We start from the raw sequence: 14,685 nt of genomic DNA, 5'->3' as shown, positions 1-14,685 counted from the left end.
GCTTCTCCCGGATCGTCACAGCATCCGCACCGTGTCGCCCGGATGCAGGCGTTCGACCCGGCCCCGGCACTCGATCTCGATCGGCCGCTGGATGCCCGCGCCCGCACTGACCTCGACCTGACGGCCGGAGATCCGCACCTGCAGGTGGTGTCCCCGGTAGAAGATCGGGAAGGCGAGCACACCGAGTTCCTCCGGCCACTGCGGGCCGAAGACCAGGCGGTCACCGCGGGCTTCGAGACCGGAGAAGCAACGCTGCAGCAGGTCGACGCTGCCGGCCATGGCCGCGAGATGGATCCCCTCCGACGTGGTGCCGCCCTGGATGTCGGCGATGTCGGACGCCAGCACGCGGTCGAAGAATTCCATCGCCTGACCGCGGTGTGCCCGGGCCAGTACCCACGAGTGGACGACCGCGCTCAGCGTCGACCCGTGCGACGTCCGTGCCATGTAGTAGTCGATCGTCCGCGGGATGGTCTCACCAGTCAGCTCGTAGCCGAGCCTCTCGAACAACTCCCGCAGTTCGTCCGCCGACAGCAGGTAGAACAGCATGAGCACGTCGGCCTGCTTCGACGCGCGGTAGCGGTTGACGTCGTCGCCCTCGGCCTCGAGAAGCCGGTCCAGGCGCTGGACGTCGCCGTGCCGGCGCCGGTATCCCTCCCAGTCGAGTTCGGCGAGGTCCCCGTAGCCTTCGAACTGGCTGATGACCTGATCGTGGAAGGGCACGAACATACGCCGGCTGACATCCTCCCAGCGCGCGGTCTCGCGCGCGGTCAGACCGAGGGTGTCGACCAGTTCGGTGCGCATCCGCAGCGGGATGATCTCCAGCGCGTCGAGGGCGCGCAGGATCACCCAGACCGCCATGACGTTGGTGTAGGCGTTGTTGTCGATACCGTCGAACGGCGCGTCCGGATAACCGGAATGGAACTCGTCGGGGCCGATGACGCCCCGGATGACGTACCGGTCGCGGGCGTGGTCGTAGGTGGCGATGTCGGCGAAGAACCGGGCGATCTCCACCAGCATCTCGGCACCGTAATCCGCGAGGAACCCGAGGTCCCCGGTCACCTGGTAGTACTGCCACACGTTGTGCGCGACCGCGACCCCGATGTGATGCTGGCGCCAGCTCGCGTCGGGATTCCACCGTCCCGACTTCGGATTGAGGTGAACCTGCTGGCTCTCCTCACGGCCGTCGCTGCCGGACTGCCACGGGAACATCGCGCCGGTGTGACCGGCCTCCCGCGCCGCGCGGCGCGCCTCGTCCAGCCGGCGGTACCGATAGCGCAGAAGGGAGCGGGTCAGTCCCGGCAACCGCAGGTTCAGCACCGGCAGCACGAACAGCTCGTCCCAGAAGATGTGCCCGCGGTACGCCTCCCCGTGCAGCCCCCGCGCCGGAACGCCGACGTCGAGCTCCGCGGTGTTCGGCGACAGCGTCTGCAGCATCTGCAGCAGGTGCAACCGCACGATGCGCAGACCTTCGCCGTCGCCCCCGAGGTAGATGTCCACCCGGTCCCACAGGTGCACCCAGGCGAGAACATGTCCTTCGAGCGTTTCCTCGAAGCGTCCCGTGCGGGCCAGCCAGCGGGCCGCTTCCTCCGACGGCTCGGACACCGCCAGGTCACGCCCGGTGAACAGGGTCGCCATCTTCTCCAGGGTCACGGGCTGGTGGGCCGCCACGTCGAGCGCGATGATGTGTCCGACCCGTCCTCCCGAATCGAGCAGGGTGTACTCGGCGGGGACGCGTTCGCCGTCGCGCCACAGCGTGCTGCGGGCAGCCACGGCGACGGGAATCCGGGACTGGTTGGTCAGGACCGTCATACACACCGAGTCCTCGGACAGCCGGGCGGTGTGCAGCAGCCGCAGATGGTTGCCGTCGAGGTGCCGGTAGCGTTCGACGAGCGTGTTGCGGACCGAGCCGTCGACTTCCGACCGGATCTCGAGCCGCCCCGTCCAGTCCTCCGGGACGATCGTCGTCTCGAGGCCGCACACGTGCGGCTGGTGCATCGCGACGAACCGTCGCTGCACGACCGTCGTGCTGCGGCCCGCAGCGTCGCGGAAACGCAACCGCCGGGTGAGCACGGCCCGGCGCAGATCGAGGTACTGGCAGTACTCCCGCACGTCGACGGCGTCGATGTCGAACCACTCACCGCCGTCGATGCGGAAGGTGACCGGCAGCCAGTTCGGCAGGTTCACCATGCTCTCGTTGTCGATGGTGCGACCCGCCACCTCGTCCGTCAGGCGGTTGAAGATCCCGGCGGCGTACGTGCCGGGGTAGTGCACGGTGCCGGCGTGGGATTCGGGGGCGCAGCCACGGGTGGCGAAGTACCCGTTGCCGACGGTGCACACGGCCTCGCGCAGTTTCTCGGCCGGCGGATCGTAACCCTCGAAGTACAGCGTCCAGGCGTCGTGGCGCGGACCGACCTCCTGGTTCCCGCCCCACAGTTCGGCGAGCTGCTGCAGCAGTCGGCGGACCTGCTCGGGACCGTCCAACGAGAACTGCGCTGCCGACCGGCGGTCACCGTCCTCGTTGTGGCACACCACGATTCCGAGCCCGGTGCCGGCAAGCGCGTCGAACGCGTCCTCGTCGGAGATGTCGTCCCCGATGTAGACCGGCATCGGGTCGTCCTCGTCGCGCACGTGCTCGAGCACCCATTCGAGGGCGCGGCCCTTGTCCCAGTCGACATCGGGGCGGAGCTCGACGACCTTGCGACCGGTCGTGACCCGGAGGTGGTCCTCGGCGGCGGCGATCTCGCGCACATCGGCGACGAGTCCGTCGGCGCGGTCCGGGGGGACGTTGCGGTAGTGCACGGCCACGGTGAACCGCTTGTGCTCGATCACGACGCCCGGCACGTCGTCGAGCCGTTCCTGCAGGGCGGCGGCGGCCCGCTCGAGGCAGGGCACGGCGGCCAGGGCCGCGTCGTTCTGCCGGTGCTGCCCGTCGGGGCCGACCAGCTCGAAGCCGTGGCTTCCGACGTACCACAGTCCCGGGAGACCGACGCGGGTCTGCACATCGGCGAGGTCCCGCCCGGAGACGACGGCGACGGTGCACTCGCTCGCCAGCGTGGACAGCACCGCCGACGCGCCGTCGAGAAGCGTGGCGGCTGCGGGATCGTTCACGATCTCGGAGAGCGTGCCGTCGAAGTCGAGAAAGACCGCGGGCCGGCGTTTGCCGAGCAGTGCGGTCAGCTGCTGGAACGAGGCCAGGCCGTCCGGAATCTGGGACATCCGGCGGTCGCCGGTGCGCACCGCCAGCTCGGCGAGGTCCTCGACCACCACGTCGGCGCCGCGGCGCTGCAGTTCCTCGCGATGGTGGACGCGGTCCACGCCGACGACGAGCCCGAATCCACCGCGTCGGCCCGCGGCGACGCCCGCCTCCGCGTCCTCGACGACGACGGACCGGGCCGGGCGGACCCCGAGCCGGTGGGCGGCCTCGAGCATGGCTGCGGGGTCGGGCTTGCCGGGCAGCCCGAGTTCGTCGGAGACCACGCCGTCGACTCGGACGCCGAACAGATCCGCGAGCCCGGCGGATTCGAGCACGAGCGTGCAGTTGCGGCTCGAGGTGACGACCGCGGTGTCGAGTCCGGCCTTCTGCACCCGGCGCACGAGCTCGACGCTCGACTCGAACACCGGGACCCCGTCGCGATGGATGCGCTCCCGGAACATCTCGTCCTTGCGGGCACCGAGACCGCACACGGTCTCCATGTCCGGGCCGTCGTCGGGATTCCCCCACGGCAACGTGATCCCGCGCGAGGCCAGGAAGTCCGCGACGCCGTCGACACGCGGCTTGCCGTCGACGAACTTGCGGTAGTCCTCGTCGGTGAACTCGCGGTGGTTCTCACCGTCGTGGTCGGGGCGCTGGGAGAGATACCGGTCGAACAGCTCCGCCCATGCCGCGGCGTGGACCGCTGCGGTGTCGGTGACCACTCCGTCGAGGTCGAAGATCACCGCGTCGTGACGGCGAGGGTCGATCACCGGCCCGCTCATCGCTCTCTCCCGGTCGATTCGTCCATGTCGGCCTGCTTCCCTGTCCTGGCTCGGCAGGCCCACTATCCCACGCCGACCGGCCTCGCTCCGGCTCCTTGGGACATCCGGCGTCGACCGAGGACCTGCGCCTCCGGTCCAAGGTCCCTCAGCGGCTGACGGCCTTCTGGTAGCGACGGATCGCGAAGGGCACGAAGACGATCAGCATGGCGGCCGTCCACAGCAGCGACGCGAGGATCGGGTTCTGCAACGGCCACGCATCCGAGACGGGCATCGTCGGATTGGTGTTGCCGAACAGCTCCCGCACCGCCTGCGTCAGCGCCGAGACCGGGTTCCATTCCGCGATCGTCTGCAGCACCGGTGGCAGCGAGGAGATGTCGACGAAGGTGTTGGCGACGAACGACAGCGGAAAGATCACCATGAAACTCGCGTTGTTGAACACCTCCGGCGTGCGGATCCACATCCCCACCACCGCCATCACCCAGGACAGCGCGTAGGCGAACAACAGCAGCAGCGCGTATCCGGCGAGGGCCTCCCCGAACGACGAGTGGATCCGCCACCCGACGAGCAGACCCGTCAGCGACATGACCACCAGGCTGAGCACGTTGATGAGGACGTCGGTGGACGTGCGGCCCACCAGCACCGCCGACGGCGCCATGGGCAACGAGCGGAACCGGTCGATGATGCCCTTCTGCAGGTCCTCGACCATGCCCAGACCGGTCCAGGTCGCCCCGAAGATCACCGTCTGGGTGAAGATGCCGGCGATGAGGAACTCGCGGTAGGACATCCCCGGAACCTGGATCGCGCTGCCGAACACGTACGCGAACAGCAGCACGAACATGATCGGCGAGAGCATCGTGAAGACGATGAGATCGGGCACCCGCTTGATCTTGATGACGTTGCGCTTGGCGATGGTGACGCCGTCCGACACCATCATCTGAGCCGTGTTCATCCCACCGCCTCCTCGATCTTCTCGTCCGCCTCGTGCCCGGTGAGGGCGAGGAACACGTCGTCCAGTGTCGGTTTGCGCAGCGCCACATCGGTGACGCGGATGCCGGCCGCGGACAGGCGGCCGAGCGCCGTGGCCAGCGCATCGGCGCCGCTGCCCGTCGAGCCGGTGTCGCTGAGCGGCACGGTGACGCGACCGGAACCCGCGTCGGCCTGGATCTCGCCGACCGCGAGGTCGTCGAGCTCGCGGCGCACGGCCGGGATCGTGGCGGCGTCCGCGACCCCCAGCTCGATGCGTTCCCCGCCGACGAGGCGCTTGAGTTCGTCGGCGGTACCGCGGGCGATCACGACCCCCCGGTCGATGACCGCGATCCGGTCCGCGAGCCGCTCCGCCTCCTCCATGTACTGGGTGGTGAGCAGCAGCGTCGTCCCTCGCGCGACGAGCTGGTCGATGACCTCCCACAGCTGCAGCCGGGCCCGCGGGTCCAGACCGGTGGTGGGTTCGTCCAGGAACAGCACGGGTGGTTGCGCCACGAGCGCACCGGCGAGGTCGAGCCGGCGCCGCATGCCGCCGGAGTAGCCCTTGACCGGACGGTCCCCCGCCTCGACCAGGTCGAACTGTTCGAGCAACTCACGTGCCCGCTCGCGGCTGCGTTTGATGCCCAGATGATAGAGGCGGCCGACCATTTCGAGATTCTCGAAGCCGGTGAGGTATTCGTCGACCGCGGCGTACTGGCCCGAGGCGCCGATGCGCGCACGCAGCGCGCGTGCATCGGCGACGACGTCGAGTCCCGCTACGGTGGCCCGGCCCTCGTCCGGCACGAGCAGGGTGGTGAGCACCCGCACCGTGGTCGTCTTGCCGGCGCCGTTGGGCCCGAGCAGCGCCGTCACCGTCCCTTCCGGGACTCGCAGATCGATTCCGTCGAGGGCCGTGACCGGTCCGTACCTCTTGATCAACCCCTCGGCGACTATGGCGTCGGCCATGAGTCCTCCCCGTCGTCGGATGTGCGCCCCAGTGTGCTACAGACCTCCGACAGGTTTCGAGCGGTTTTCCCGGCTCGTCAGATACCGGCCAGCAACCGTTCCTGATAGCGCCGCATTCCGGCGAGCCAACGGTCGTAGTCGGCTCCCTTCATCCGGTACATGTCGAGGACCTCGGGGTGCGGGAGGATCAGGAACTGCTCGGCCTCGACGCCCGCGAGCACCACCTCCGCGACGTCGGCCGGTTCGAGGACCGCGCCCGCGGACGTGACGGCCCGTGTGGCCGCCGCGCCCAGGCCGTCGCCGGCGGTCTCGCCCTCGTGCAGCAACTGGGTGTTCACTCCCATGGGGCACACGCAACTGACGCGGATTCCCTTGCCGCCGTAGGTGACCGACAACCACTCGGCGAATCCCACCGCGGCGTGCTTGGTGGCCGAGTAGGTCGCCGATCCGATCTGGGTGAGCAGCCCCGCGGCGGAAGCCGTGCTCACGAAGTAGCCCTCCCCTCGCTCGAGCCACCGCGGCACCATCAGTTGCGCGGCGCGCACGTGCGCGCGCAGGTTCACATCGAGTGCGCGGTCCCAGGCGGCTTCGTCGGCGTCGAGTCCCGCCCCGCCCCCGATCCCGGCATTGGCGAAGTACAGCGCCACGGGACCGAGGTCGGTCTCGGCGCGGTCGACGATCGCACGGATACGGTCGGGATCGGAGACGTCGGCACCGACGCCCACGGCCAGACCGGCGCCCTCCGGATCGAGTTCGCGAGCCACCCGGCACGCGGCGTCGCCGTCGAGGTCGGCGACGAGCACCCGTGCGCCCGCGGCTACGAGCCGGGCCGCGAGTGCCGCGCCGATTCCGTTCCCGGCTCCGGTGACAACGGCAACCTTGTCTTCGACGTGCACGGGGCTTTCCTCTCGTCGCGGGATGGTCCCCCCTGTTTAGTTGAATCAGACTTCAAGTTCAAGTGGTTGCGGCGGCTCGCTCCGGAATCCGCAGGGCGTTCGCCCACAGCCGCGTCAGAGTGGACACCAGCACATCGAAATCCACGCCGTCGCCGTCGCCCAGTGCGAGCGTCGAGTAGGCGAGGCGGCTGACCATGCCCGACAGGGCACGCGAGGCGAGCATCGGATCGATCTCCGGATCGGCGATGCCCCGCTTCTGCAGGTCCGCGATGCTGCGCGCATTACGGCGGATGAAGGTCTCACCGCGCCGGCGCCGCAGCTCGCGGAACCGCGGATCGATGCTGGCGACCTGCTCGAGCAGCACCATGAGACGGGCGTTACGACGGTACGCCTCGAGGTACGCCCGGTTGCTGGCCTCGAGCACCGCGTACGGATCGTCGGTCCCGGCGACCCGGCCCATCCCCGGGTGCAACATGTCCTCCTGGGCCTCCTGGAGGACGGCTGCGAACACCTCCTCCTTGTTGTTGAAGTAGGTGTAGAAGGACCCTGTCGAGCACTTGGCCTCACGCGTGATGTCGGTGAGCTTGCTGTCGAGGAACCCGGACCGTTCGAAGACGACCCGCGCCGCTGCGATCAGCTCGGCACGGCGGCGCGCCCCGCGCTGGGTGACCGGCGGGTCGTGCAGCAGGTCCGCCGGCGCCATGGACGGTGCCGGGCCGTCCCAGTCGGCGTCGCGGCCCGCGTCGCCGCGGCCTGAGTGTGAGGCGGAATTCATGTCCTACTTATACCGTCCCGCTCGATTCCCGGCCGTGATGTCCCGCCGGATCCCTCCGGGTCCGGGCCGGCGTCACCGCCCTCAGCCCCGAGTCAGCACCAGTCCCGACGTCGGCACCCCGGTGCCTGCGGTGACCAGCACGTTCTCCACGTCGGGAACCTGATTGACGGAAGTGCCGCGAACCTGACGCACCCCCTCGGCGATGCCGTTCATCCCGTGGATGTACGCCTCACCGAGCTGGCCGCCGTGGGTGTTGAGCGGCAGCCGCCCGCCGACCTCGATCGCGCCGTCGGCGACGAAGTCCTTCGCCTCACCGGGTGCGCAGAAGCCGAGTTCCTCGAGCTGCATGAGCACGTACGGGGTGAAGTGGTCGTAGAGCACGGCCGTTTGCACGTCCTGCGGGCCGAGACCGGACTGCTCCCACAGCTGGCGGCCGACGATGCCCATCTCGGGCAGCCCCGTCAGCCCGTCCCGGTAGTAGCTGGCCATGATGTACTGGTCCGGTCCGCTGCCCTGCGCGGCGGCCGCCACCACGGCGGGCGGCTGCGGCAGGTCCCGGGCCCGTTCGGTGGTGGTGACGACGAGCGCGACACCCCCGTCGGATTCCTGGCAGCAGTCGAGCAGGTGCAGCGGTTCCGCGATCCACCGCGAATTCTGGTGGTCGTCGAGGGTGATCGGCTTGCCGTGGAAGAAGGCGTGCGGATTCGTCGCGGCGTGCCTGCGCGCGGCGACGGCGACCTTCCCGAAGTCCGCGCTGGTGGCGCCGGTGACGTGCATGTAGCGTCGGGCGGCCATCGCCACGAACGACGCCGGGGTACCCAGACCGTGCGGATAGGAGAAGGCGTAGTCGGTGCCCGAGGAATTGACCTGTGTGGACAGCGCGGTGTTGACCTGGCCGTACCGCGCACCGGAGCGTTCGTTGAATGCCCGGTACACCACCACGACCTCCGCGACCCCCGTGGCGACGGCCATTGCCGCCTGCTGCACGGTGGCACAGGCCGCGCCGCCGCCGTAGTGGACCCGCGAGAAGAACTTCAGGCTCGGGATGCCCACCGCACGGGCGACGGCGATCTCGGTGTTGGTGTCCATCGTGAAGGAGGTCAGGCCGTCGACGTCCGCAGGGCGCAGTCCGGCGTCGGCCAGCGCCGCCCGCACCGCCTCCGCGGCCAGGCGCAGTTCACTGCGGCCGGAGTCCTTGGAGAAGTCGGTGGCGCCGATGCCGACGACGGCGGCGCGACGGGACAATTCGCTCATGCGGTGCCTCCGATCACGAGGACGGCCTTCGCGGTGATGTGATCGCCCAGACCGTTCCTCCCGACGACGTCGACGGTGATGCGACCGTCGTCCTCGACGGCGGCGACGGTTCCGGTCAGCGTGAGCGAGTCGTACGCGTACCAGGGCACCCCCAGCCGCAACGAGATCGACTTCAGCACCGCGCGCGGGCCCGCCCAGTCGGTGATGTACCGCTGCACCAGTCCGGTGTCGGTGAGGATGTTGACGAAGATGTCCTTCGAGCCGCGCTCCTGTGCCTTGTCGCGGTCGTGGTGCACATCCTGGAAGTCCCTGGTGGCCAGGGCAGTCGAGACGACGAATGTCGGGTCGGCCCGGATCGTCAACGGCGGCAGGGCTTGTCCGGCCGTTTCCACGTTCATGCGCGCTCCTCGCTCGACTGCCAGGCGTACAGGGTCCAGGGGTCACCGCCGGTGTCGTCGTCGCCCGGGAAATCGAGAAAGATTGCCTCGACGGGCATCCCGACGCGCACGTCGCCGGGGTCCACCCCGCGCAGCTCCCCGAGCATCCGGACGCCCTCGGCGAGTTCGACGAGGGCGACGACGAACGGCACCGTCCGGCCCGGCACCTTCGGCGCGTGGTGCACCACGTAGCTGAAGACGGTGCCCCGGCCGGACGCGACGACGTAGTCCGTCGTCTCGTCCTTGTCGAGCCACAGGGCCGGCACCGGGGGATGCTGCAGCGTGCCGTCGGGGCGCCGCTGGATCCGCAGTTCGTGCGCGGCGACACCGTCCCAGAAGAACCGGGTGTCCTGCGACGCGGACGGCCGCAGCATGCGGGTGGGGTCGAGATCCTCCGGAACCGTGAGGGCCGAATGTGACATCGGTTCGATCGAATCGACGGGATGTGACATTCGGTCGGTAGCGCGGGAAGGTGGCGCGAACTTCAGGATGCGGAAGAGCATCTCGGCGACCACCTCGTCGCCGACCTTCCACACGCTGCGGGTGGTGAAGAACCAGCCCTCGCCGAGGCCGGTCTTCTTCGGTCCGGCGAGGTCCTCGAGGGTGGACTCGATGGTCACCTCCTCGCCGTGGCGCAGATAGCGGTGGTAGAGCTGATCGCAGTTCGTGGCGACGACCGACGTGTAGCCCGCCTCGTCGAGGATCTCCGTCATCCGGCGGAGCGGATCGTCCTCCTCGCGCTTGGCGCCGAGGCCTCGCATGGTCCACACCTGTGCCATCGCCGGCGGCGCGACGGCGCCGTCGTGGCCGGCCGCGATCGCGGCGGCGTCGTCGGTGTAGATCGGGTTCTCGTCGCCGATCGCCTCGAGCCAGTTGCGGATCAGCGGCAGGTTCACCGGGTCACGGCCCGCCCGCGGCTCGGACGGGCCGTCGGCGCGGACGCGCTCGCCGGCCGCGCGGATCTCGTCGTGGGGACCCGGCACGCCGGTGCTCATCGACACGTCCTCCTTCACCGCGGAACCCTGGGCATGGCCAGGCCCGCCGTCGCGATCAGCTCGCGCATCACCTCGTTGACACCGCCGCCGAAGGTGATCACCAGGTTCCGCTTGACCTGCATGTCGAGCCAGCGCAGCAGGTCCGCGGTCGCCGGGTCGCCCGGGTCCCCGAACCGGCCGACGATCTCCTCCGCGAGCCGGCCCGCGCGCTGGATGCGTTCGGTGGCGAACACCTTGGTGGCCGACGCGTCCGCGATGTCCACGGCCTCGGATTCGCTGGCGGCGACCTGCCAGTTGAGCAGTTCGTTGAGCCGGAACGTCGCATGGATCTCGCCGAGCGCGCGCCGCACGTCGGGCTCGCCGAGCAGGTCCCGGGAACGGGCCCAGGCGGACAACCGATCGTAGAGCCCGCCCACGCGACCGGCGGGGCCGAGCATGACGCGTTCGTGGTTGAGCTGGGTGGTGATCAGCCGCCAGCCCTTGTTCTCCTCGCCGACGAGCATCTCGACCGGGACGCGCACGTCGCTGTAGTAGGTGGCGTTGACGTGATGCGCGCCGTCGCAGGTGATGATGGGCGTCCAGCCGAAGCCGGGATCCTTGGTGTCCACGATGAGGATCGAGATGCCGCGATGCCGCGAGTCGGCGCTGCCGGTGCGAACCGCGAGCCAGATGTAGTCGGCGTCGTGGCCGCCGGTGGTGAAGATCTTCTGCCCGTTCACCACATAGTGGTCGCCGTCGCGCACGGCCGTGGTGCGCAGCGCCGCGAGGTCGGTTCCGGCGTCGGGCTCGGAATAGCCGATCGCGAAGTGCACCTCCCCCGCGAGGATGGCGGGCAGGAACTTCCGCTTCTGCTCCTCGGTCCCGTAGACCTGCAGGGTCGGCCCGACGGTCTGCAGGGTGACGCTGGGCAGCGGCACGTCGGCGCGCACGGCTTCGTTGACGAAGATCTGCTGCTCGACCTCACCGAAGCCGCGGCCGCCGAATTCGACGGGCCAGCCGACTCCGAGCCAGCCGTCCTTGCCCATCCGGCGCACGACCTCCCGATAGGTGGGTCCGTGGCGCTCGGTGCGCATGATCGCGGCTTCCTCGGGCGAGATCAGATCTGCGAAGTACCGTCGCAGTTCCGCCTGCAGCGCGCGCTGCTCGTCGGTCAGGTCGATGAACACCGGGCCCCCACGAGGTCTAGTCGGTACGAGGCGCCGCCGAGCAGGCGCGCCAGGTCCTTTGCGGTCGAGGAATAGCGGTGCAGCGGGTAGGTCTCGTCCACGCCGAGACCGCCGTGCAAGTGGTGCAGCACGCCCATCGCGGGCGGCAGCTCCGCGGCGATCCAGTACGCGGCGACGTCGAGGTCGTCGTCCGCGGCGGTGCTGCGGGCGTCCTGCGCGACGCGCCAGGCCGCGGCGAGTGCCGCGACGTGCAGGGTGCGGGAGGTGACGTAGACGTCGGCGATCTGCTGGGCCACCGCCTGGAACGTGGCGAGCGGCCTGCCGAACTGATGGCGGGTGCTCACGTGCTGTGCGGTGAGTTGCGTTGCCCCCGAGAGCAGTCCGTCCGCGTAGGCACCGACCGCGGCGAGCGCCAGACGGTACAGGGCGGCGACGTCGGCGGCCGGCTCGGCGCCGTCGCCGAGGCGCAGGCCCGGCGCGGAGTCGAGCCGCACGGAGAACTCGGGAGCACGGGCCGACGACGGGCTCTCGATGAGGGTGACGCCCGGCGCCGTGGGCTCGACGGCGATCACACCGGCGGCGGTGGGCACCAGGATCCGTCGCGCCGTCGCCGCGTAGGGGACGCCGACGAAGTGCCCGGTGACGGCGTGGCGTTCCCCGTCGGGTACCGCCGTGGCGGTAGGCGACGCCGGGAAGGCCCGGCCGGCCTCGGCGAGAGCGGCGGTGAGGACGGCGCCGTCACCGACGTCCGCGAGCAGCTCGTCCTGCTGCGCCGCGGTGGCGAGGGTCCGGACGGGCAGCACGCCGAAGCCCAGGGTGGCCAGGGCCGGCACGGGTGCGGCGCCGCGTCCGATCTCGGTGAGCAGAGCGGCGACCTCGGCGACACCGAGATCGTCACCGCCGAGCCGCGCGGGCAGGGCGAGAGAGAGCAGGTCGGCGTCGGCGAGGGCACGCCACAGTTCGTCCGGGCCCAGGCCGCGGGCCAGCAGGCCCACCGCGACCTCGGCCACGGCCTCCTGCGTGTCGTCACGAGCGAAGTCCACGGATCCACCTTCGATTAGAACGTGTTCTAGTTGTATCACCTCGGCGCGGCACGTGGAAGTACCGCTCAGCCGCGCGGCAGACCCAGCAGGCGCTCCGCTGCGAGGGTGAGCAGGATCTGCTCGGTGCCGCCGGCGATCGTCAGGCAACGCGTGTTGAGGAACTCGCGCGTCAGCGGCCCCTCGACCCAGCCGGCCTCGCCGGCGAGATCCATCGCGAGCTCCGCGGTGTCCTGACGCTGCCGCACGCCGATCAGCTTGCGCACGCTCGATGCCGGACCGGGATCCTGACCGTCGAGCTGCGCCAGGGTGGTCCGCAGCTCGAGCAGCGAGCCGGCCGTGGCCTCGGCGACGAGCCCGCCGATCCGGTCCTCGGCCACCGGGTCGCCGGGCGCCACCAGGTCCAGCAGTTGCTCGACCGCCTTCCCGAGCGAGGACCCGCCGCTCATCGCGACCCGTTCGTTGGCGAGCGTGGTGCGGGCGAGCCGCCACCCGCCGCCGAGCGGACCGACGACGCACTCGTCGGGGACGAACACGCCGTCGAGGAACACCTCGTTGAAGAGCGCGTCGCCGGTGATCTCCCGGAGCGGCGAGACGGTGATGCCCGCGGACTTCATGTCGACGAGGAAGTAGGTGATGCCCTTGTGCTTCGGGGCGTCACGATCGGTGCGGGCCAGGCAGATCGCCCAGTCCGCCTCCTGCGCGAGCGACGTCCACACCTTCTGCCCCTGCAGGCGCCAGCCGCCGTCGACCCGTTCCGCGGTGGTGCGCAGCGACGCCAGATCGGATCCTGCGCCCGGTTCGGAGAACAGCTGGCACCAGACGATCTCCCCGCGCAGTGTCGGTGCGGCGAAACGTTCGATCTGCCCGGCGGTGCCGTGCTCGAGGATGGTCGGCACGGCCCACCACCCGATGACCAGATCGGGCCGCTCCACCCCGGCGGACGCGAGTTCCTCCTCGATGAGGATCTGCTGCGCGGCGTGTGCGCCCCGTCCGTACGGCGGCGGCCAGTGCGGGGCCAGGAACCCGGCCTCGGCGAGCGCGGCCCGCTGCTGCGGTCCGGGCCGGTCGAGGTGCTGTGCGATCTCGGCGCGGATACGCGCGCGTTCGTCGTCGAATGCGCTCAGATCGACGGTGAGGTGCCGACGCGCGCCGGAGCGGGCGAGGCCGGCGACCCGGGCCCGCCAGGCCGCGGAGCCGCCGAGCAGCTGGCGGGTGGCGACGGCGCGGCGCAGGTACAGGTGCGCGTCGTGCTCCCACGTGAAGCCGATGCCGCCGAGCACCTGGATGACATCCTTGGCGTTCTGCACGGCGGCGTCGAGAGCCACGGCAGCGGCGACGGCCGCGGCCAGTGGCAGTTCGTGCGGCGCCGCATCGGCCGCCACGGCGGCGTCCCAGGCCGTCGCCCGGATCTTCTCGGTGCGGCACAGCATCTCGGCACACAGGTGTTTGACCGCCTGGAAGGAGCCGATGGGCCTTCCGAACTGTTCGCGGATCTTGGCGTACTCCACGGCCGTGGTCAGTGCCCAGCCGGCGACACCGGCCAGTTCGACCGCGGCGAGGGTGGCGGCGAGGTCGCGGACCAGACCTGCCGGAACGGAGACGACGCGGTCGGTCGGGACTGCGACGCGGGTGAGCCGCACTCGCGTGAGGGCCCGGGACTTGTCGAGGGTGTCGAGCGGTTCGAGGCTCAGCCCGGGGGTGTCCGCCTCGAGCAGCGCCCAGCATTCGGCTCCGTCGCCGGCGCCGATACGGGCGAGGACCGCGACCCCGGGCTCGCCGCCGATCGCCGTTCCCGCATCGCCGTCGAGGTCGTACCCGCCCTCCCGCGCGGTCGCGGTGAGTGCGCCGTCCAGCGCGACCGCGGTGGGCAGGGCGCCCTCGGCGAGCAGCTCCGCCCACTTGGCGCCGTCCGAACCGGCGGCACGCCCGAAGACGAGGGCGGCCAGCGCGGTGGGCAGCACCGGCCCGGTCGCGAGGTGGTACGCAGCCTGTTCGAGCATCGTCGCCAGGTCGACGACGGTGGCGTCGGCGCCGCCCGCGGCCTCGGGCACGGCGACGGCGAAGATCCCGAGTTCGGCGAGGGACGCCCACCCCGGCTGCCACATTCCGGCCGGGTGGTCACGTAGGTTCTGGATCGGCGGCGTGGCGCGCGCCCAGGCCTGCACAGAGGCCTGGGCGGCCAGCTGTTCGTCGGTGGTGGCGATGCTCACAGCGG

11 protein-coding genes are annotated in these 14,685 nt (G+C 70.4%); all 11 read right to left on the bottom strand.

Translation table 11 applies throughout. The annotated features are described in order from the left end of the window. Positions 1-15: 15 nt before the first annotated feature. The 11 genes from otsB to RR3_RS16370 all read right to left on the bottom strand — a co-directional run bounded on the left by otsB (position 16) and on the right by RR3_RS16370 (position 14,680). Positions 16-3,975, bottom strand: a complete 3,960-nt coding sequence (otsB, locus tag RR3_RS16420) for a trehalose-phosphatase (protein ID WP_010594537.1) — start codon at positions 3,973-3,975, stop codon at positions 16-18. 145 nt (positions 3,976-4,120) lie between these two features. Further along, positions 4,121-4,924, bottom strand: a complete 804-nt coding sequence (locus RR3_RS16415) for an ABC transporter permease (protein WP_010594538.1) — start codon at positions 4,922-4,924, stop codon at positions 4,121-4,123. Continuing rightward, positions 4,921-5,904, bottom strand: coding sequence for a daunorubicin resistance protein DrrA family ABC transporter ATP-binding protein (locus tag RR3_RS16410; protein ID WP_010594539.1), 984 nt, complete (start codon positions 5,902-5,904; stop codon positions 4,921-4,923). The genes RR3_RS16415 and RR3_RS16410 overlap by 4 nt, the downstream gene beginning before the upstream one ends. Positions 5,905-5,981: 77 nt before the next feature. After that, on the bottom strand, positions 5,982-6,800 hold the full coding sequence (locus tag RR3_RS16405; RefSeq protein ID WP_017680933.1) for an SDR family oxidoreductase: 819 nt from the start codon (positions 6,798-6,800) through the stop codon (positions 5,982-5,984). A 58-nt stretch (positions 6,801-6,858) separates the two neighbouring features. Then, positions 6,859-7,575, bottom strand: coding sequence for a TetR/AcrR family transcriptional regulator (locus RR3_RS16400; protein ID WP_003935934.1), 717 nt, complete (start codon positions 7,573-7,575; stop codon positions 6,859-6,861). 81 nt (positions 7,576-7,656) lie between these two features. Further along, entirely contained in the window at positions 7,657-8,829 is a 1,173-nt protein-coding gene (locus tag RR3_RS16395) for a lipid-transfer protein (RefSeq protein WP_064066301.1), read from the bottom strand. Continuing rightward, positions 8,826-9,227 carry a MaoC family dehydratase gene (locus RR3_RS16390; protein WP_017680935.1) on the bottom strand — a complete coding sequence of 134 codons (402 nt, stop codon included), beginning with the start codon at positions 9,225-9,227 and terminating at the stop codon, positions 8,826-8,828. Before RR3_RS16390 ends, RR3_RS16395 begins: the two co-directional genes overlap by 4 nt. Further along, positions 9,224-10,261 (bottom strand): bifunctional MaoC family dehydratase N-terminal/OB-fold nucleic acid binding domain-containing protein, encoded by a 1,038-nt coding sequence (locus tag RR3_RS16385; RefSeq protein WP_064066302.1) that lies wholly within the window; start codon positions 10,259-10,261, stop codon positions 9,224-9,226. The genes RR3_RS16390 and RR3_RS16385 overlap by 4 nt, the downstream gene beginning before the upstream one ends. A 14-nt stretch (positions 10,262-10,275) precedes the next feature. Further along, entirely contained in the window at positions 10,276-11,427 is a 1,152-nt protein-coding gene (locus RR3_RS16380; RefSeq protein WP_017680937.1) for an acyl-CoA dehydrogenase family protein, read from the bottom strand. Further along, entirely contained in the window at positions 11,412-12,470 is a 1,059-nt protein-coding gene (locus RR3_RS16375; protein WP_017680938.1) for an acyl-CoA dehydrogenase family protein, read from the bottom strand. The genes RR3_RS16380 and RR3_RS16375 overlap by 16 nt, the downstream gene beginning before the upstream one ends. A gap of 65 nt (positions 12,471-12,535) precedes the next feature. After that, positions 12,536-14,680 carry an acyl-CoA dehydrogenase family protein gene (locus RR3_RS16370; protein ID WP_017680939.1) on the bottom strand — a complete coding sequence of 715 codons (2,145 nt, stop codon included), beginning with the start codon at positions 14,678-14,680 and terminating at the stop codon, positions 12,536-12,538. Positions 14,681-14,685: the final 5 nt, after the last annotated feature.

The organism is Rhodococcus ruber NBRC 15591, assembly GCF_001894945.1.
Lineage (GTDB): Bacteria > Actinomycetota > Actinomycetes > Mycobacteriales > Mycobacteriaceae > Rhodococcus > Rhodococcus ruber.
Note: the sequence above shows the minus strand (reverse complement) of the source record. Positions and strands in the feature narration are given on the sequence as shown.

Bases quoted from the DNA above. Each gene is read 5' to 3' on its own strand.
- RR3_RS16415 (WP_010594538.1), bottom strand. From the start codon at position 4,924: ATGAACACGGCTCAGATGATGGTGTCGGACGGCGTCACCATCGCCAAG.
- RR3_RS16410 (WP_010594539.1), bottom strand. From the start codon at position 5,904: ATGGCCGACGCCATAGTCGCCGAGGGGTTGATCAAGAGGTACGGACCG.
- RR3_RS16400 (WP_003935934.1), bottom strand. From the start codon at position 7,575: ATGAATTCCGCCTCACACTCAGGCCGCGGCGACGCGGGCCGCGACGCC.
- RR3_RS16395 (WP_064066301.1), bottom strand. From the start codon at position 8,829: ATGAGCGAATTGTCCCGTCGCGCCGCCGTCGTCGGCATCGGCGCCACC.
- RR3_RS16390 (WP_017680935.1), bottom strand. From the start codon at position 9,227: ATGAACGTGGAAACGGCCGGACAAGCCCTGCCGCCGTTGACGATCCGG.
- otsB (WP_010594537.1), bottom strand. From the start codon at position 3,975: ATGAGCGGGCCGGTGATCGACCCTCGCCGTCACGACGCGGTGATCTTC.
- RR3_RS16385 (WP_064066302.1), bottom strand. From the start codon at position 10,261: ATGAGCACCGGCGTGCCGGGTCCCCACGACGAGATCCGCGCGGCCGGC.